Origin of the sequence: Salinivibrio sp. ML290 (genome assembly GCF_001995695.1) — a bacterium.
Lineage (GTDB): Bacteria > Pseudomonadota > Gammaproteobacteria > Enterobacterales > Vibrionaceae > Salinivibrio > Salinivibrio siamensis.
The window spans coordinates 161445-180928 of sequence record NZ_MUEY01000001.1 but is presented as its reverse complement, the minus strand read 5'-3'; the positions used below and the strand labels follow the sequence as shown (position 1 = coordinate 180928).

The following is a 19484-nucleotide window of genomic DNA, read 5'->3' as shown; positions in this document are numbered from 1 at the left end:
GGGCCAGCATTTGCTGGCCCTTTTTCGTTGTTTTTTGTCAACGGCTCAATCACTTGCCACGAGAGCTGACTGATGCACGCCCATGCGGCGACCACAAATCTTGCTCTGGTCCTTTCGGCACAATGCGCGTCGGGTTAATGTTGCCGTGGCTGTAATAATAATGGGTTTTGATATGGTGCATATCGACTGTCTCTGCCACGCCTGGCACTTGGAATAACTCTTTCATGTAACAGAATAAATTGCAGTAATCGGCAATACGTTGCTTATTACACTTAAAATGGCCCACGTAGACGGGGTCAAAGCGAATTAACGTGGTGAACAGCCGCCAGTCTGCTTCTGTGATCTGATTTCCAGCAAGATAACGATTGCGACTTAAATGATCATCCAACACCGTCAATGCAGTGAATAACTGATCAAAGGCTTCTTCATAAGCCTCTTGTTCGGTGGCAAAGCCACATTTATACACGCCATTATTCACATTGGGGTAAACAAACTCGTTCCACTGATCAATCGCCGCACGCAGGTTGTCTGGGTAATAATCGTCATGATTGCCCGTCATATCATTAAACGCCGAATTAAACATTCGAATAATGTCAGCGGATTCATTACTGACAATCGTCTGAGTTTGCTTATCCCATAAAATCGGAACGGTGACTCGACCGGTGTAATCAGGCTTCGCGTGGGTATAGAGCTGATGGGCATAGTCGTATCCATACAGCGGCTCTGGCTCAGAAAACGTCCAGCCATGTTCTAGCATCTCAGGCGCGACGACCGTAACCGCTATATGAGGCTCAAGTCCTTTTAAATGGCGCATAATCAGGGTGCGATGTGCCCATGGACAAGCAAGAGAAACATACAGATGATAGCGGCCTGATTCAGCGCTAAAGCCCGCATCGCCACTTGGTCCAGCTTGGCCATCAGCGGTCACCCAATGACGAAAGCCCGCGTCTTCACGGACAAATCGACCACCCGACGACTTGGTGTCATACCATACATCATGCCAAATACCGTCTATCAGTTTTCCCATATGTCCTCCTTTTTTACTATCAGCAGTATAAGAAGCGCGCTAAGGAAAGTCGGCAGAGCAACTTGTTGGAGTTATTCGAAAAAGCTGAACAACCCTTACACTATCAACAATGTCATGGTCTTGTGAGAATTTGTCTGATTGCTTGTTCGCGTTTGACCATCACTCTCCATCTCTTTTAGGGTGACCGTGATGAATAAAAGGAGAGTATTGATGAAACGTTTACTAGCGATCCTATCTTTTGCGTTTGTTGTTGCAGCCAGTCTGCCAAGTTTCGCTGCCAACGAAACAAACGAACTGTCAGCGGATCAGCTGACCGACCAAGTGGTAAGCAGCTACGCAGAGGCCGCTGAACAGGTGGTTTCAATCTCAAAAGATTACAAAAGCAAGCTTGAGAGCATTCGCAGTGAAGAAAAGGCGAAAGCGCTAATGGCGGAGACGCAAAAAGAAATGGCGCAAGCGATTGAGGCAACGGGCCTGACGATAGAAGAATATAACGCTGTTTTTCGTCAAGCACGTGAAGATAAAGAGCTGCAGAAGAAAATCAGCAATATGCTCAACGAGTAACCGTAGTTTGAAACAGGGGTAAGCATATCCATGCTTACCCCTGTTTATTTAACCATGGTCTGTCGAGACTGCCGTGTTGGGTAACCCTAGCGAAATCACAGTGGTTAAAACGAGAAATGCAAAAGACACCCAAAGACACGCGGCGAGTCCCCACACTTGGAACACCCAACCGGATAACACAGTACCAATTAAGCGTCCCATGGCGTTCGCCATATAATAGAATCCTACATCCAGCGACACACCATCGCCTTTGGCGTAGCTGATAATCAAGTAGGAATGCAGTGAAGAGTTAATCGCAAATATCGCTCCGAACACCATAAGCCCGACGATAATCACCCCTTGCGGATGCCACTGTTCGCCAATCGCGTAAGCAATGATGCCAGTCACCACCGCCAGTAAACCTGCCCAACCGAGCGCCGCCTTGCCACCCGGCGAATGGCCAGATTGGCGCCCAGTGATTTTCGGCGCAATGCCTTGCACCATGCCGTAAGCGATCACCCAAAGGGCAAGAAAGCCGCCCACCGCACTGTGGCTCCAACCAAATGTGGTGCCAAGATAAATTGGCAAGGCCACCACAAACCAAACATCTCGCGCGCCGAAAAGGAACATCCGTGCCGCTGAGAGGATATTCACACTACGAGACTTAGAAAAAATTTCCGAAAACTTGGGCTTACTTTTGGCTTTTCCTAACTCCGCATTGAGCGACACCACACTGCCGATAAACACAAGGCTCAAGACGCCAGCCATCGCCGCCACCGCGTACTGAAAGCCAATCAGAGAAAGCAATGCGCCACCAACAAAAAAGCCCACACCTTTGAGTGCATTCTTCGAGCCGGTCAAGATCGCAATCCACTTAAACAGCGCCCCCTCTGCGTTGTCAGGCACCAAGGTTTTAATCGCGCTTTTGGCGCTCATTTTATTCAGATCTTTCGCAATCCCAGACAAGGCTTGAGCTGCCATCACCCAGGGAATGGTGAGCCAAACGGCTGGCACCGCTAACATGGCAAGCGCGATAATTTGCATGCCAAGGCCAATATTCATGGTGCGATTGAGGCCTAAACGCGCACCGAGCCATCCACCGATAAGGTTGGTGACCACGCCGAAGAATTCGTAAAACAAAAACAGCGAGGCGATTTCTAAGGTGCCGTAGCCCAACTCATAAAAATACAGCACCACCAGCATCCGCAGTGCGCCGTCGGTGATGGTAAAATTCCAATAGTTAAAGGTGACCAGCATATACTGGCGCACGGATTGGCTTAATTGAGCAAACATAGTGGTCATCGATTCACATACAAAAAAGGGCGATGCGGCACGGGGCACGCATCGCTACCCGATAAAAAAGCGATTACTGATCAACGCCGCCGACGTTGCGCACCAACTCTGCGGTGCGCGTGGCATACCCCATTTCGTTGTCATACCACGCATAGATTTTGACCATACGCTTGCCCACTACCATGGTGGATAAACCATCGACAATGGTGGAGCGCTGATCGCCACGGTAATCAATCGAGACTAAAGGACGCGCCTCAAAGCCAAGAATGCCCTTGAGATCGCCATCCGCGGCTTCTTGCAACAGTGCATTCACCTCGTCGGCGGTGGTATCGGTTTCCACATCAAAGATCACATCCGTTAGCGACGCATTGGCGAGGGGGACACGCACTGCATGGCCATTAATCTTGCCTTTTAGATCCGGGAAAATTTCTACGATAGCGGTCGCCGATCCGGTGGTGGTCGGGATCAAGCTCATGCCACAGGCGCGAGCGCGACGTAAGTCTTTATGCGGCGCGTCTAAAATCGTTTGGGTATTGGTTAAATCATGAATGGTGGTGAAGGTCGACTGCGCAATCCCCAGCTTTTCGTGGATCACTTTTACAATCGGTGCCAGACAGTTCGTGGTGCACGACGCTGCGGTAACGATTCGATGTTTGCTGGGATCAAATATCGCGTCATTCACCCCCACCACGATATTCGCCACACGCTCATCTTTGACTGGCGCAGAGACAACCACACGCTTTACGCCTTGGTCCAAGTATTTTTGCAGCAAATCCGTGTCACGGTGTTTTCCCGTTGCCTCAATCACCACATCGCAGCCTGACCAATCGATTGCATCAATCGCTTTTTCTTGGCTTGTCGTCAGTGAGTGACCGTTAATCTGCACGCGGTTGCCTTCTGCACTCACCGCGTGATGCCAACGCCCTTGTCCCGAATCAAACTCCAGCAAATGCGCCAGTGTTTCCGTATCTCCCGCCACATCATTAATGTGGACAAATTCGAGCTCTGGCCAGTCAAACGCAGCCCGCAGTGCCAAACGGCCGATACGGCCAAACCCATTGATCCCGACTTTAATTGTCATTGCTTTCTCCCTTACACGCAGCAGGTGGGGCGAGACGCCATCTTGGCCAGCCGTGTGATATCTTCTTGATAAGTGTCTTTTAGGCAGTTGGAATCAACTAACCCCTGAATTTGTTTGCGCATCCAGCCGGGTAAATCGGCAGCTAAACGATAAAACACCCACTGCCCTTGGCGCGTATCAACCAACACCCCACTGGCACGTAATTGCGCCAAGTGGCGTGAAATCTTCGGCTGCGAGGTATCTAGCGCTTCAGTCAGTTCGCACACACATAACTGCCCTTCACGGGCAATAAGCAGTAAACACCGCACACGTGTTTCATCGGCCAATAATTTGAAAAACTGGTGAGGCAACATAGGCTCTCTCATAACGCTTTACTAAATACATATATGGATATGCGTATATTAATAGACCCATGCATGCATGCAACTGGGACAGGCCGGAATTCATAAAAGCTTCATATTAAACTGTATAGCGCCGCTTCATCCTTAGCGCCACATTCACCAAGGCAATCAGCACTGGCACTTCTACCAGCGGCCCAATCACCCCTGCAAAGGCTTGATCTGAGTGAATACCAAACACCGCTATCGCCACCGCAATGGCTAACTCAAAGTTATTGCCAGATGAAGTAAACGCAATCGACGCGTTGCGGTCATACGGGATCCCCAGTTTTTTGCCCACAAAGAAGCTAATAAAGAACATCAGCACAAAGTAGGTCACTAGCGGTACAGCGATACGCAGCACATCAAGCGGCAGCGCAATAATCGCCTCCCCTTTTAGGCTAAACATCAACACAATGGTCGCCAACAAAGCAATTAACGTCATCGGTGAGATACGTGGCAGAAAGACATCTTCGTACCATTGCTCGCCCTTTTTAGCGACCAACACGGCACGTGATAGGTAACCCGCTAAAAAAGGGATACCCAAGTAAATCAGCACACTTTTCGCGATGTCGCCCATGGTGACATCCACCACAAAACTTTGTAGACCCAGCATGGGGGGTAAAACGGTGATAAATAGCCATGCCATCACACTGTAAGTCAGGATCTGAAATAAACTATTCAGTGCCACTAGGGCTGCGCCATACTCTTTGTTACCGCCACTGATATCGTTCCACACCAAGACCATGGCGATACAACGGGCAAGACCAATCAATATCACTCCCGCCATGTACCCTGGCTCATCACGTAAAAATAGCACCGCCAGCGCGAACATAAGAATAGGACCGACCACCCAGTTCATGATCAGCGACAGCGTGATGGCTTTTTGGTCGCGCGTGACCGAGCCCAATAAACGATAATTCACTTTTGCCAGTGGCGGATACATCATTAAGATCAAGCCAATCGCCAGCGGCACATTGGTGCTGCCGACCGATAAACGCTCACTGAGGGTCGCCACTTCTGGATAAATCCACCCTATGCTGACCCCTATGGCCATAGCGAGGAAAATCCATACCGTTAAATACCGATCAAGCCAACCCATCTTTTGGGCGGCCGACGGCGCACAGGTTTCAGATTGAGACATAATACAAATCCTTAGTGATTACTGACGTTGAATAACAGGCACCCATCATGATGCGAGAGGTTAACTATTGATGATCCTCACACACCGTTTTTCCCTGCATCACTGGAGTGAAAGGCGAGAGAAGTGAAGGATTGTTGATAGCGGTAGTGTGTAAAATACCGACCATCCAGTCAGGTAATGCAGGATGAAGCTGATAATAGACCCACTTTCCTCGACGCTCTCCGACAACCAATTGGTGCTTACGTAACTCCGCCAAATGCCGAGAAATCTTTGGTTGGCTTAGGGCTAACGCCTCCATCAGATCACATACACATAACTCACCATGCTGTGAGAGCAACAATAGAGAGGTCAGCCGAGTGGGCTCGGATAAAGCCTTGTAAAAACTAAGCGTTTGACACATCAGCATTTTCTCTTTTCAATATATACGATAAATCATATATATGAAAAACCATATGTCAAATCAAACAGCAAGTAGAATAGTGGCTAGAATGACAAACACAGCACTATCGCTATCTCGTTGCGGTCTAAAAAGCCCTTTACATCCGTAAGAAATGCTGTAGTGTGATCAAAGCTCTAGATACGGAGCATCAAAAGACATCAAGTCAAAGTCGAGACAGACCACGCTATTTCCCGCATAGACTCTCTGCAGTAATCCACTTTCGCTTTTTTCCTAGATTGATAACCCGTTAACACCCCTTTTGCTATCACTCATTGGTAAGTATCACTGTATGGATGGTGATCGCTCAATCCAAAGAGGCCGACGCATTCATACGGCTTTGATGGATAACGACTGAGGGGGCAGAGCAATAATCATTTAACTCATGGAGATAAAATATGGCCGCTACTAACGGCAGACTGCGTCACTGGTATCATTTACGCCGTGCACAAACACAAACTAAAACCGCTAACAACACAACCAAAACAGTAAGGAGCGCCATTGAAAGTTAACTTTTCACTCCCTAATCTTGCCAACTGGCAGGTCGCGATTCATCAATTTAATGGGGATATTATCCTCAAGCACTTGCTCCATCGCCTACCGACACTACCCCAACCGACGCTACAGTTTGATCCCAGCACCGAGCTTGGCACTATTATTAGCCAAGGCGAATGCTTAGGTGAATTCTCTCTTGCGCACTAACGCTTAGCGCATATCGCGCGTTTCCATAACCTATAGAGATAGAGGCCGCCTTTCCGTTCATTGAACGAAGCTGGTAAAGTGTCTTGCTATTAACAAGACAACAAAGGCAGCCTCACACGTGAAAATCATTTCATTCAATATCAATGGTATTCGTGCTCGTTTGCATCAATTGCAAGCCTTGATTGAAAAACATCAACCTGACGTGATCGGGTTACAAGAAACCAAAGTCCATGATGACGCCTTCCCGCTCGCGGATGTCGAAGCGATGGGTTACGAAGTGCACTTTCATGGCCAAAAAGCCCATTATGGCGTGGCAATGCTATGTAAAAAGTCCCCTATCAGCGTGCAAAAAGGCTTTCCTACTGACGATGAGGACGCTCAACGCCGGATGATCATGGCGACCTTTGAAGACGAAAACGGCAAGCCAATCACTGTGCTAAACGGTTACTTCCCGCAAGGGGAAAACCGCAGCCATGAAACCAAATTCCCCGCCAAGCGTAAGTTTTATCAAGACTTAATGACCTATTTAGCTGACCGTGATCCGAGTGAGCAGTTGGTGGTGATGGGCGATATTAATATCAGCCCGAAAGACGATGACATCGGCATTGGTGAGCAAAACGCCAAACGCTGGCTACGCACCGGTAAGTGCTCTTTCTTACCCGAAGAGCGTGAGTGGCTGGGCACTCTAATGGACTGGGGGTTTGTTGACACCTTCCGTGCCCTGCACCCAACCGTGAATGATCAGTTCTCGTGGTTTGACTACCGTTCCCGCGGCTTTGACGATAACCGCGGCCTGCGTATTGACGTGATTCTGGCCACCTCCGATCTGGCGAGCCAATGCATTGATGCCGGCATTGACTACGAACTCCGTGCGATTGAAAAACCGTCAGATCACGCGCCGATTTGGGCGACCTTTAAATCAGCATGATTGATCTGTCGTTGGCGACACGATCAAACGATTAATCTGTCATTCAACGATAAATACCGCAGCATAAGAAGGCTGCGGTATTCGGTTTAGCAATTAGGATAAAATGATGGATTCATCTCCCGATAAACGCTCTATAAAATTGGCCCCCATCAGCTGAGAAGGCGTATAAGTACCACCAACACAACCATTTTCTAGCAGAAAAGAGACAACCTCAATCGCCCCTATCATTGTCAAATGGTAGCCATTTGCCGTTTTAATTCGAGCGGTAGCCTTGTCACCATTAGCGTTAGTCGCTTCACCCCACACATAAGTAGGATAACGCTCCCTGTCTTTATGGCTAGGCCCCTTTACCTTTTTGGATATCCAAAACTTAGCCAAAGACTGTATGATACTCAGCTTAAGTAAAGGACGAATCAGGTTAGCGCGCCGAGCCTGACGAACCATCTTCTCAGAGCTTGGAATATATACATCTATATTCTGTATCCCCGTAGAGTGATAAGCCGTTGATATATCCCCCCAAGGAATAGTCATTGCTAACTTTTCGCCATTGCCAAAGTCAATTTTTTTTACATCGTAGGCCAATGGCACAGTGCGAATAATACCATTTCTTCTAATTTTTCCTCCGTCCGCAAGCCCCTCTATTGAGGTCTTCGCCGTCCCCGGAGAAAAGCCTGAACGCGAATCAAAGCCCAGAGAAAGCTGGGTAGCATCTGGCAAAGCGAACTTCAATATTGCGGCAACACAGTCCGTTGGAATAACATCAAAGCCGACGCCTGGGCAAATCACAGCCCCTGTTTGTCTTGCTTGTTGACTAAAGCTTTGGGCCAGTTCAAATACTGCAATCTCTCCAGTGATATCGAGATAATGCGTACCAAGCTGTGAGCATATATCCATCATGACCTCAGCCGTCGTTGAGARCGGTCCGGCACAATTAAGTAATATATCGATATCTGCAATGTTCTTTTTAACTTCCGCTTTATCAGTTAGTCTAAACGTCCTGCATTCAAGTCCTAGTGCATTCGCCACTTCTATTGTTTTTTGAGGATCTCGGCCGGCTAGGATGGGGGTAAACCCTCTTCTCACTGCCTCTTCCGCAATCAACTGTCCGGTATAACCATAGACGCCATAGATCATCCAGCGCTTTGTCTTTCCTGTCCCAGCCATTATGCCCTCTCCTTTTGACGTTCACTCATTATATTGGCTAAGCCGAGGCGCCACTCTGTCACCCTAAAATCAGGAAAGCGTGCCTTAAACTTATCTGAAACAAACACATTATCTGTCTGGTAACGAGGCAATAGCTCTCTCATATATCTGTAGCGCTTATCAAACCAACTCGCTAAACGTAGTTGAAACGATGTCACCACTCGATAGTGAGGAGATGTGCCAAATACATCCGCCGCTAAGGCAATAAACTCAGAATAAGTTAGTCGGTGATCATCACAAGGCAAGTGCCATGTTTGTCCATACGCATCAGGTGTATTGCCAATCAACGCCATCGCTCGGCTAGCATCTGGCGTATAAATAAGACTTCGTTTCACATCATCACGCAATAATACGGTTGCTCGTTTTCCTTTAAGCAAGTTATCAATGACGGCTGAGTTCGTAATGCTCTGTGTCTTTCCTGGTCCATAAAACTCCGGCGCTCGACAAATGACTGCATTTATTTGTTCTTGTTGCATCGCAGCCAATAGCATTGAGGCTATTTCCGCTCTCACGCGTCCCATCACGCCAATTGGCCGAAAAGGTGTAGATTCGACAAGCGGCGATGCAGTTTGCGGGTACATATAGGTATTATCGAAAAAGACCAAGCTAGCTTTATGAGTGATACAGGCTTGAATAACATTTCGCATTATCACCGGCCACGAAGAAGCCCAAAGCGTCGGGTTCATTGGCAAACCTGCGGTCAAATACACAATACTCGAGCCAGCAACAGCTGCTTTCGTCTGTTCTGAATCAAGTAAGTCAGCAGGAAAGACTTCATCTGTATCGTGAATTTTTTGGGGATGGCGACTAACTAAGCGAATCGACTGGGTATAATCTCGCTTCAAGGCAATTGCCAGTTCACGCCCTATCTGACCGTTAGCACCCATTATTGTTTGCATATATTGACCTCATTCAACACTCCACATTCCGTAGAATTCCTACTCTAAGGTTGAAGTAAGGTTTAAGGTCAAACTCAAATTAGTCGATTATTTTCCTGAATCTTGCTCAGGGTTGGATGATGATAAAACTAATCCTACCCGAGACATCACTCGCTGTGCGTTTTCAGCACAGTCCATGTCATACGGCTTGGCCGCAATATCATTTAACACCGTCTCCAGCTGAGCTTTACTCGCGACTATTTTTCTCTCAAGTTCTGCCAGCTCGGATATTTTGTTTTCTAGCGTGGCTACCAAACTGGCATGATCCCACTGAGAAATATTGCTTGGAAGTAACGTTCTCAGCTCGTCAAGACTAAAGCCAGCTTGCTGCCCCGCAGTGATCATAGACAATACAGTTAGTGCTTCCGGCGGATAACGTCGGTAGCCATTTGACTGACGAGTCACTGTTTTGAGAAGCCCTATGCGTTCATAAAAACGTATACGCGAGGCCGATAATCCTGATCGGCGCGCAAGTTCTCCAATTTTCATGCTGTTATCGCTCTATATAGATCGCAGTACCTCGGCTAACTATAGCATTGAAGATTCGCCAATTTTGCATGTCGGACTAAAGGAGGGATTAATAAGGTGCTAAAAAATAGCACCTTAAATTCTAGCTCAGCGGCCTTAAATGGCGTAGGAAGCGGCGCTCCGCTAAGCGGAACATCCAAAGGATGCTAAATGTCAGCGCCATATAAAACACGCCGGCGGTCAAAAACGACTCGAACGGCGCATAATAGCGAGAGTTCACTATCCGAGCGGCACCGGTTAAATCGACAATGGTGATAATCCCTGCCACCGCTGAGCCGTGGAGCATAAACACCACTTCGTTACTGTACGCGGGTAACGCACGACGCATCGCACTCGGCAACACAATGCGCGAAAAGGCTTTATAGGGGCTCATGCCATAAGCAATCGCCGCCTCGACTTCCCCTTTAGGGAGGCCATTAATCGCGCCACGGATGATTTCCGCTGTGTAAGCGGCGGTGTTGAGCACAAAGGCCACCAAGGCGCAGAACCAAGCGTGCTGCCACAAGCTGTTCTCGACATTGATCACTTGGCTCAAGCCGTAATAAATCAGATACAACTGAATTAACAGCGGTGTACCCCGGAAAAAATAAATAAACGCCCACGCTGGGTAGCGCCATAAAGGGAATTGCGCATTACGCGCGACCGCTACCGGCACCGCGACCACTAAGCCAATCACCAACGCAGAGGCGACCAGCCATACGGTGGTCCAAAGGCCTTCTAAGTATATCGGCCAGGTTTCGAGTACGAGAGAAAAATCCATGGTCACCTACCGCGTGTGAATGCTAAAACGACGCTCCATCCAGCGTAGTCCCGTGGTCGAGATACTGGTAAAGAGCAAGAAAATCAGTGCAACGGTAAAGTAAAAAGTAAATGGCATTTGAGTTGAGCCGGCCGCCAACGCGCCTTTTCGCACCATGTCATCAAGACCAATAATCGACACCAGCGCAGTGGTTTTGAGCAGCACCAGCCAGTTGTTACCAAAGCCTGGCAGCGCATGTCGGATCATCTGCGGCAGCAAAATACGGCGGAATGCCAAACTGCTGCTCATGCCATAAGCACGTGCGGCTTCCATTTCCCCAGCGTCCACCGCCATGATAGCGCCACGGAAGGTTTCCGCCATGTAAGCACCAAAGATAAACCCGATGGTTAGGATCCCGGCAATAAATGGACTCACATCAATATAGTCAGGTAAATAAGATGTCCAGTCGTGATTGGGGTTTTGACCGGCCATGTATTCGTTAAGCCACTCATTGATGCCATACAAGCTGTTGTTCAGCAGCATTTGACCGCCGTAAAAAATCAGCATCATCAGCACCAGATCAGGGATCCCGCGTATGACCGTGGTATAGACCGTCGCTATCCCACGCAGCCAGCCAAATTTGGAGAGTTTCGCCAGTGCGCCCAGCATACCCAGTAGCATGGCAAGACCTAACGAGAGCAGCGCAACCTGAAGGGTCACCCATGCGCCTTCAAGCAGGGACCACTCGTAACCTTTCAAATCAATCATATGAATCGGGCAGCACTTTCATGCTGCCYGCCTGCCTATTACTCGCCGTAAACGTCGTAGTCAAAGTACTTGGCAGCAATCTCGTCATACACGCCTTTTTCACGCAACGAATCGATCGCTTGGTTGAGCTTCTTGGTCAGTTCTTTGTCTTGCTTACGTGTCGCAATCCCAAAGCCTTCACCAAACCACTCAGGGTCTGTCAGTGACGGGCCGATGAACGCAAACTCGTCACCCCCGTCTTTGTCGAGCAGCCCTTGCTGGAGTGCCGACGCATCGCCAAGGATTGACTCAATACGGCCTGCTTTTAGATCCAGGTAGGCTTCATCAAAGGTGCCATAACGCACGATATCCACCGAGTCACCATAGTTATCAGTCAGGTATTTGTCGTGCGTGGTCGCACGTTGTACACCAATTTTAACGCCCTCTAAGCCCTCTTTGGTAAAGGTCAGATCCGTGCCTTTTTCAGCCACAAATTTATTAGGGATCAGCGCGTATTTGTTGGTGAAGTCAACTTTTCGCTTCCGCTCTTCGGTAATGGACATCGCGGCGATAATGGCATCGTATTTACGTGCCAGCAGTGATGGAATAATGCCATCCCAATCCTGTGCCACAATCTTACACTTTGCCTGCATCTCTTCGCAGAGCGCATTGGCCATATCCACATCAAAGCCTTTCAGCTCGCCTTCGTTGGTGGTCCAGCTAAATGGAGGATAGGCCCCTTCGATACCGAAACGTACGACCTTCCAATCCTTGGCTGCTACGGAGGTTGACCCAACCGCGGCCATTACAGCGGCGGCAACTAGCCATTTTTTCATCTTCCTGTCTCCTGTCGTTTTTACGATGTTGTCAGGGCATTGCCCTATTGCATGGTTATGCTATTGATATTTTTAATAAATAGATTAGTAAATCGATGAGATAAACTGCTGCAAACGCTCTGATTCTGGCGAATCAAACAACTCTTTCGGGTTGCCTTGCTCTTCTACTAACCCTTGGTGCAAGAACATCACATGGTTAGAGACATCGCGCGCGAAGCTCATTTCATGGGTAACCACCAGCATGGTGCGTCCTTCCTCAGCCAGTGAGCGCATCACACCCAACACTTCTCCTACTAATTCAGGATCCAGCGCGGAGGTTGGCTCATCAAACAGCAAGACTTCTGGCTCTACCGCGAGTGCGCGCGCAATCGCTGCACGTTGTTGCTGACCACCAGATAAATGACCTGGGTAGTAATCGCGGCGCTCATAAAGCCCTACGCGGTGCAATAACGCTTCTGCTTCTTCAATCGCTTGTGCCTTAGGCACACCTAGCACATGCACGGGCGCTTCGATAACATTTTGCAGCACCGTCATATGCGACCAAAGATTGAACCCTTGAAACACCATCGCCAGCCGCGAACGAATGCGTTGCACTTGCTTGTCACTGACGGGGATGGGCTCACCGGCACGATTGTTTTTCATTTTGATCAACTCACCGTTGACCCAAATTTCACCGCCCGTGGGGGTTTCCAGCAGATTGATACAGCGAAGAAAGGTGCTCTTGCCGGAACCGGAAGAGCCGATAATGGAAATCACGTCGCCCCGGTGGGCGTCGAGGGAAATACCTTTGAGCACTTGATGCTGCCCAAAGCTTTTTTTAAGTGATTTTACCTGTAGCGCCACAGCATCCGTCATGCGCTAACTCCTGTCATCCGTGAAATCTGTTGTGTTTGTGGTTAAAGCGCACCAAATGCACTGAGTATGGATTGAAAATATCACCCCTCAACGCAATGAGCAACATTTTGTTAACCTTTAAAGTGCATTCATTATAGTCACTATTACTGCATAAAAAGTCAATCGTAAAATTTACTGCTGAAAAAACCAACAATTGCTTTGTCAGCCATTAGCCGTACTAAACCGGCTTTAACCGAGGTAAGTATAGAAGTTAACTTGAAGAAAGCTGGTTATTTTTATCGTGAAAGCTGACAAAAATTAGCGTTGGAGGGGATAGACGTGCAATTTATTTCATTTCAATGCGATCAGCGGTGCGTAACAAAACTGTGAACACCATAGTTAAACGCCTACTAAAAAAGACAGTGGCGCTTTTAAAGTAGGCAGCCTCTCACCTTATGACAGCCGCGCGTCGCGACGTTTCGCTCGCTTCGCTTTAAGTAGCTCTAAGGTGTCACGCCAGCGCTCGGCAAGGCCGGTAGGATCACGCGCCTCCCACTGTTCTAGCGCATAGTCTGCTAGTGCATAGTCCCCAGCTTTAATCGCACTGATGGATAACCACTGCCACAGCATACGATCATCTTTCAGGCCATAAGAGAGCGCCACTTGCGCGGTATCAATCACTTCCTGCCAATGATTAAGCTGATACGCTAACATAACCTGTAGTTTGAGCGTTTGCTTGTCTGGCTCGCTCAAATTCACTTCACTGATCCGGTTTAACGCCGCCACGCGCTGGTCTGTTTTAATCAAACACTGCACCAGAAATAACTGCTCATCACGCGTGGGTAGCCGGGTCAATTGCTGTAATCCCTGTTGCCAATATAGCAATGCCTGCTGTGAGGCCCCCAGCTCCATTTGGCCGGTGGAGAGAGTCCGGTAAAGGGCAATGTCAGCATTGGCACGCGCTAAATACTGGCGTGCCGCTTGGTGCGAGCCCGCTTTAGCGTGGGCGCGTGCGGCCTGCTCTAACCAACGAGGGGCCACATCGGGTTGATTGACCAACTTATCGAATGTCGCTGCCGCCGCCTTAAAGCGTGATAGCGCCACTTCACTGAGCCCTTTGGTTTGCAGGATAAATGCATCCTCCGCGCCGAGCTTTTTCAGCTGGCGCGCATACTCAATCGCCACGTCGAAACGAGACAGGGCATAAGCAGCCTGCATCGCGAAGCGAGCAGAGGTCGGCTGCAGTGTGTGCTTATCGCGGAGCTGGCGGGCATAGTTCAATACTTCTTCATATTGCTCGACTCGAAACGCCAAGCTAATCACGGCAGTTAACGCATCCGCCTCGCTCTCTTTGCTGAGCGCGTTCAATGCCAATGCAAGACGATAGGCTCGGTAGGCTTCGGCGCGCTGACCAAGGTAAAGGTGGGCGATAGCCTGCAAACGTTGCAGCTCCGCACGCTCGGAGGGTGCCAGCGCCTGCTGATCCGATGGAGTCAGCAATGTATCGACCTCGGTGAGCGCATATTGATAGTCGCCGTTTTGAATCGCTGCGCTCACTGTTTCTACCCCCGCGGCCTTGACAACCATTAAAGGACAAAACAGCAAGACACCCAAGCTCAAACAACGCCACTTTGGCATCAGCATGGGAGAACAAACAAACAGGCGGAACAATCGGCGCACCATAAGGATCCATTTTTAGAGGACAATATATCGACTATAACCTATCTTTTTTATTCACTACAGCGAGCAAGCGGTGGCTGTCTTTATTTATTGACACAGATTCAGGATGCCACCACGTCCGCTTTACATCAGGCGAGTTTATCTTACTGTTTTGTAGCACATATTCGCCGCTTAGATTGGTAATTAAATTACATAAATGCTGGTTTATCGGCGAGACCAGAGGAACACAGGGTCAAAAACCTCGGCACAAGTGGGCGTAGCACGTAAAAAAATTACACGGTAATGATCTAAGTCAACATTCTGCGCCCCCCCTGTTGTTAGCATGCTGATAACGAAACAGAACACGGCCACAAGGCCAGCGTTAACAACACATAAAGACTGGCTAAGCCACTGTTTCGAAAGCGTTTGCTTTCTGTACGACGAGGAAATTATGGCAACACATGCTCAAGACCGCAGTGTGAGTCACGAAGAAAAGAGCGAATATCAAAAGAAGCACAAGCCGGCTTCTTCATTTGCCTCCCGCGCTGACTACCTGAATCACGAACTACAAATTATGCGTCCGCGCCGTTGGGGCTTAAACTTGCCTGGCCGTGACTTCCGTTTTGAAATCGAAGACCTTGTCCCAGCGCTCGCGGGTACCATCGGCATTATCGCCATGTACTCTGCTGTGATGATGTCTTGGGCGGATGGTTTAACCGCCGCTTGGGATCACATCACCTTGGGTAAAGCGTTTGCCGTTGAAGTGGCGCGGGTAGAAATGCTTATCCCAGCGCTTCTGTTCTGTGTCCTGTTGTGCGGGTTTATAAACCCACGCGCCAACTTGGCCGGCAACCATGGGCCAATGATTCCGCTGGTCGGGACCATCGCGTTAGCAGGTGCTCACCCATTGGCATTGGGGATTCTGATTGGTGCCTTTGGCCTGATACTCAGTTACCTCAAAGGTGGCTCCAAATTAGTTAATTTGACCAGTCAAGGGGTCGCCGGTGGCTTGCTGATCTTCCTTGGCTTTGGTGGTGCAAAAGGCCAGATTGAGAGTCTGCTCGCATGGGGCGCGGCGATTGATATGGGCTATATCTCCATTTTAATTCTCGCCGTATCGATTGTGATCTATGCCTTCTTAGCGCGCATCGGTAAACGCTGGCTCGCGATTCCCGTGTGTGCGGTCACCGGCGGACTGATTGCTACCGCGCTGGGTGCTGGCTCTTCACTGGAGTTCGTTACTCAACCAGGTGTGCCTAACCTCAATCCGGTTTACTGGTGGGGCTCAACCGAGCAAGGCTGGCAGCTAGGACTTCCTAACCTGTCGCACTTCCTCGCATCCTTGCCATTTGCATTGCTCGCGGTAGCGATGTGGTCACCGGACTTTCTTGGTCACCGTATATTCCAGGAACTAAATTATCCGAAGAAAGCCGAAAAAGTATTGATGGACGTGGATGACACCATGACAGGTTGTTCTATTCGTCAAATGGTCGGGGCCTCAGTGGGTGGCGGTAACATCACCTCATCGTGGGGAACCTACATGATTCCAGCGGCGATTGCGCGTCGACCCATCCCTGGCGGTGCCATTGTATTGGGCCTGTTATGTATTGCCGTTGCCTTGATTGGCTATCCAATGGATGTCGCCACTTGGCCACCCGTGATGACCATCGCGCTACTGTCAGGTGTTTTCTTGCCCTTGCTTGAAGCAGGCATGCAGATGGTGAAAGACGCCAAGTCAAGCCAAGCAGCGGGTATTTGTATTTTCGCCTCCATGGCTGTTAACCCAGTCTTTGGTTGGGCAGTCACTATGCTCTTGGACAACAACGGCCTTATCGGTGATAAAGAGCGTCCTACAACGCTTTCTACCGTTGACCGTCTGGTGATTCCAACCGCCACAGTGATCATTTGTATTGCTGCCATGTTGGCAGTCGGAATGATTCCCGGCATTCCATCTTTGTTGTAATAACATTGCCCCGCTTTCGGGCGGGGTATCCGGATAAATCGATGGGTCGCAGGCGTCAGCCATACTGACAAATACGATGACTGAACCTGGTCCCAATACATATCTTTTTGAAAAGAGTACAGGTAGGTGCAACATGTCTGAGCACGTTTCCAATGCATGGGAAGGATTTGTTGAAGGTAACTGGAGCAAAGAAGTTGATGTTCGTGACTTCATCCAGAAAAACTATACCCCTTACGAGGGCGACGAATCATTCCTAGTTTCTGAGCCAACTGACGCCACTCGCAAACTGTGGGCGCGCGTGATGGAAGGCATCAAGCAAGAGAACGCGACGCATGCACCGGTTGATTTTGATACGTCTGTGGTTTCTACCCTGACGTCTCACGACGCCGGCTACATCGAGAAAGATCTGGAACAGATTGTCGGTCTACAGACTGACGCGCCGCTAAAACGCGCGATGCTCCCGTATGGTGGTATCCGCATGGTTCAAGGGTCATGCGACGCCTATGGCCGCGAACTCGACCCACAAGTGAAGAAAATCTTCACTGAATATCGTAAAACCCATAACCAAGGCGTTTTCGATATTTATACCCCAGAAATCATGAAGTGCCGTAAATCTGGCGTCTTGACCGGTTTGCCTGATGCGTATGGCCGTGGCCGTATCATCGGTGACTACCGTCGTGTTGCGCTATACGGTATCGACTTCTTGATGAAAGACAAGAAAGCCCAATTCGACTCCCTGCAAGAGAAATTCGAAAACGGCGAAGATCTGCAGATGACCATGCAGCTGCGTGAAGAAATTGCAGAGCAGCATCGCGCACTGGGTCAATTGAAAGAAATGGCCGCAAAATACGGCTGTGACATTTCTCGCCCAGCCGAAACCGCGCAAGAAGCCATTCAGTGGACATACTTCGGTTACTTGGGTGCAGTGAAAACCCAAAACGGTGCCGCCATGTCGCTTGGCCGTACCTCTACCTTCCTCGATATCTATGTAGAGCGCGATATCGCGGCGGGTAAACTGACTGAAGAGCAAGCGCAAGAGCTGATCGACCACTTCGTGATGAAGCTGCGCATGGTGCGCTTCCTGCGTACGCCTGAGTATGATGATCTCTTCTCTGGTGATCCAATTTGGGCAACAGAATCTGTTGCCGGTATGGGTGTTGACGGTCGTCCACTGGTTTCACGTACCAGCTTCCGTTTCCTTAACAGCCTATACACCATGGGGCCAAGCCCAGAGCCAAACATCACCGTGCTTTGGTCTGAGCAGCTACCAGAAGGCTTCAAAAAGTTCTGTGCCAAAGTGTCTATCGACACCTCGTCTATCCAGTACGAGAACGACGATCTGATGCGCACTGACTTTGACAATGACGACTATGCGATTGCGTGCTGCGTCTCGCCAATGATTGTTGGTAAGCAGATGCAATTCTTTGGTGCCCGTGCCAACTTGGCGAAAACGCTGCTCTATACCATCAACGGTGGTATTGACGAGAAGCTGAAAATCCAAGTTGCGCCTGAACACGCGCCAATGACTGACGAAGTGTTGGACTATGACAAAGTCATGGACCGCATGGATCACCTGATGGATTGGCTGGCTAAACAGTATGTGACTGCCCTAAACAGCATTCACTTCATGCACGACAAGTACAGCTATGAAGCGGCGCTGATGGCTTTCCACGACCGTGATGTGTATCGCACCATGGCATGTGGTATCGCGGGCCTCTCGGTAGCAGCTGACTCATTAGCCGCGATTAAATACGCCAAAGTGAAGCCTGTTCGTGACGAAGACGGTATTGCTATCGACTTTGATATCGAAGGCGAATACCCAGCATTTGGTAACAACGACGAGCGTGTTGACCAAATCGCTTGTGACCTGGTTGAGCGCTTCATGAACAAAATCCGTTCACTGAAGACCTACCGTGACGCGGTGCCTACCCAGTCTATCCTGACTATCACTTCAAACGTGGTATACGGTAAGAAAACGGGTAACACGCCTGACGGTCGTAAAGCCGGCATGCCATTTGGCCCAGGTGCTAACCCTATGCACGGCCGTGATGAAAAAGGCGCGGTTGCGTCACTGACATCTGTCGGTAAACTGCCATTTGCTCACGCCAAAGACGGTATTTCTTATACCTTCTCTATCGTGCCAAATGCACTGGGTAAAGATGAGAACGCACAACGCGCTAACTTGGCAGGCTTGATGGATGGTTACTTCCACCACGAAAGCGGTCAAGAAGGTGGCCAGCACTTGAACGTCAACGTGATGAACCGTGAAATGCTGCTGGACGCGATGGAGCACCCTGAGAACTATCCTCAGCTGACCATCCGTGTTTCTGGTTACGCGGTACGTTTTAACTCGCTGACCAAAGAGCAGCAACAAGACGTGATTACCCGTACCTTTACCTCTTCACTGTAAGAGATAAATAAGGGTTAACGCCTAAAGAAAAAACCGCCGGCAATGCTGGCGGTTTTTGTTTGTCTGTCGTTTTTCAGCGCTATGTCTTGCTTTGTC

Annotated in this window: 19 protein-coding genes; 5 read left to right on the top strand and 14 right to left on the bottom strand. The window is 49.3% G+C overall.

What is annotated here, in order from left to right; all coding sequences use genetic code 11:
• Positions 1-49: 49 nt before the first annotated feature.
• Positions 50-1027 carry a glutathione S-transferase family protein gene (locus BZG23_RS00920; RefSeq protein WP_077605881.1) on the bottom strand — a complete coding sequence of 326 codons (978 nt, stop codon included), beginning with the start codon at positions 1025-1027 and terminating at the stop codon, positions 50-52.
• Positions 1028-1237: 210 nt separating this feature from the next.
• On the opposite strand from BZG23_RS00920, the gene BZG23_RS00915 reads away from it, so the two are divergent.
• Entirely contained in the window at positions 1238-1591 is a 354-nt protein-coding gene (locus tag BZG23_RS00915; RefSeq protein WP_158011353.1) for a DUF4168 domain-containing protein, read from the top strand.
• A gap of 48 nt (positions 1592-1639) precedes the next feature.
• Here the strand turns inward: BZG23_RS00915 and arsJ are convergent, their stop codons facing one another.
• From arsJ to BZG23_RS00890, 5 genes are all read right to left on the bottom strand, one after another.
• The gene (gene arsJ / locus BZG23_RS00910; RefSeq protein WP_077606007.1) at positions 1640-2863 is read right to left on the bottom strand and encodes an organoarsenical effux MFS transporter ArsJ; all 1224 of its coding nucleotides are present in this window, start codon (positions 2861-2863) and stop codon (positions 1640-1642) included.
• A gap of 73 nt (positions 2864-2936) precedes the next feature.
• On the bottom strand, positions 2937-3944 hold the full coding sequence (locus tag BZG23_RS00905; RefSeq protein WP_077605879.1) for an ArsJ-associated glyceraldehyde-3-phosphate dehydrogenase: 1008 nt from the start codon (positions 3942-3944) through the stop codon (positions 2937-2939).
• Between the two features lie 11 nt (positions 3945-3955).
• Entirely contained in the window at positions 3956-4297 is a 342-nt protein-coding gene (locus BZG23_RS00900) for a metalloregulator ArsR/SmtB family transcription factor (RefSeq protein ID WP_021024015.1), read from the bottom strand.
• 106 nt (positions 4298-4403) lie between these two features.
• The gene (gene arsB, locus BZG23_RS00895) at positions 4404-5465 is read right to left on the bottom strand and encodes an ACR3 family arsenite efflux transporter (protein ID WP_077605878.1); all 1062 of its coding nucleotides are present in this window, start codon (positions 5463-5465) and stop codon (positions 4404-4406) included.
• Positions 5466-5529: 64 nt separating this feature from the next.
• Positions 5530-5865: a metalloregulator ArsR/SmtB family transcription factor gene (locus BZG23_RS00890; protein ID WP_046073638.1), complete on the bottom strand. Its 336-nt coding sequence runs from the start codon at positions 5863-5865 to the stop codon at positions 5530-5532.
• Between the two features lie 537 nt (positions 5866-6402).
• Between BZG23_RS00890 and BZG23_RS00885 the strand changes: the two genes are divergently transcribed.
• Positions 6403-6603 (top strand): hypothetical protein, encoded by a 201-nt coding sequence (locus BZG23_RS00885; RefSeq protein ID WP_077605877.1) that lies wholly within the window; start codon positions 6403-6405, stop codon positions 6601-6603.
• Positions 6604-6721: 118 nt separating this feature from the next.
• Positions 6722-7531: an exodeoxyribonuclease III gene (gene xthA, locus BZG23_RS00880; RefSeq protein WP_077605876.1), complete on the top strand. Its 810-nt coding sequence runs from the start codon at positions 6722-6724 to the stop codon at positions 7529-7531.
• Positions 7532-7624: 93 nt separating this feature from the next.
• Here xthA and BZG23_RS00875 read toward each other — a convergent pair whose 3' ends face one another.
• The 8 genes from BZG23_RS00875 to BZG23_RS00840 form a co-directional block, all read right to left on the bottom strand.
• On the bottom strand, positions 7625-8695 hold the full coding sequence (locus BZG23_RS00875) for a saccharopine dehydrogenase family protein (RefSeq protein WP_077605875.1): 1071 nt from the start codon (positions 8693-8695) through the stop codon (positions 7625-7627).
• The gene (locus tag BZG23_RS00870) at positions 8695-9633 is read right to left on the bottom strand and encodes an NAD-dependent epimerase/dehydratase family protein (RefSeq protein ID WP_077605874.1); all 939 of its coding nucleotides are present in this window, start codon (positions 9631-9633) and stop codon (positions 8695-8697) included. Before BZG23_RS00870 ends, BZG23_RS00875 begins: the two co-directional genes overlap by 1 nt.
• 87 nt (positions 9634-9720) lie before the next feature.
• Positions 9721-10161 (bottom strand): MerR family transcriptional regulator, encoded by a 441-nt coding sequence (locus BZG23_RS00865; protein ID WP_077578550.1) that lies wholly within the window; start codon positions 10159-10161, stop codon positions 9721-9723.
• A gap of 121 nt (positions 10162-10282) precedes the next feature.
• The gene (locus tag BZG23_RS00860) at positions 10283-10960 is read right to left on the bottom strand and encodes an ABC transporter permease (protein WP_046073644.1); all 678 of its coding nucleotides are present in this window, start codon (positions 10958-10960) and stop codon (positions 10283-10285) included.
• A 6-nt stretch (positions 10961-10966) separates the two neighbouring features.
• On the bottom strand, positions 10967-11707 hold the full coding sequence (locus BZG23_RS00855) for an ABC transporter permease (RefSeq protein WP_046073645.1): 741 nt from the start codon (positions 11705-11707) through the stop codon (positions 10967-10969).
• A 38-nt stretch (positions 11708-11745) separates the two neighbouring features.
• Positions 11746-12522, bottom strand: coding sequence for an ABC transporter substrate-binding protein (locus tag BZG23_RS00850; RefSeq protein ID WP_077605873.1), 777 nt, complete (start codon positions 12520-12522; stop codon positions 11746-11748).
• 84 nt (positions 12523-12606) lie between these two features.
• The gene (locus BZG23_RS00845) at positions 12607-13377 is read right to left on the bottom strand and encodes an ABC transporter ATP-binding protein (RefSeq protein WP_046073647.1); all 771 of its coding nucleotides are present in this window, start codon (positions 13375-13377) and stop codon (positions 12607-12609) included.
• A 432-nt stretch (positions 13378-13809) separates the two neighbouring features.
• Positions 13810-15039: a tetratricopeptide repeat protein gene (locus tag BZG23_RS00840; protein WP_077605872.1), complete on the bottom strand. Its 1230-nt coding sequence runs from the start codon at positions 15037-15039 to the stop codon at positions 13810-13812.
• Positions 15040-15466: 427 nt separating this feature from the next.
• On the opposite strand from BZG23_RS00840, the gene BZG23_RS00835 reads away from it, so the two are divergent.
• Positions 15467-16978, top strand: a complete 1512-nt coding sequence (locus BZG23_RS00835; protein ID WP_046073649.1) for a DUF3360 family protein — start codon at positions 15467-15469, stop codon at positions 16976-16978.
• A 133-nt stretch (positions 16979-17111) separates the two neighbouring features.
• A complete protein-coding gene (pflB, locus tag BZG23_RS00830) occupies positions 17112-19388 on the top strand; it encodes a formate C-acetyltransferase (RefSeq protein ID WP_046073650.1) in 2277 nt (758 codons plus the stop codon).
• Positions 19389-19484: the final 96 nt, after the last annotated feature.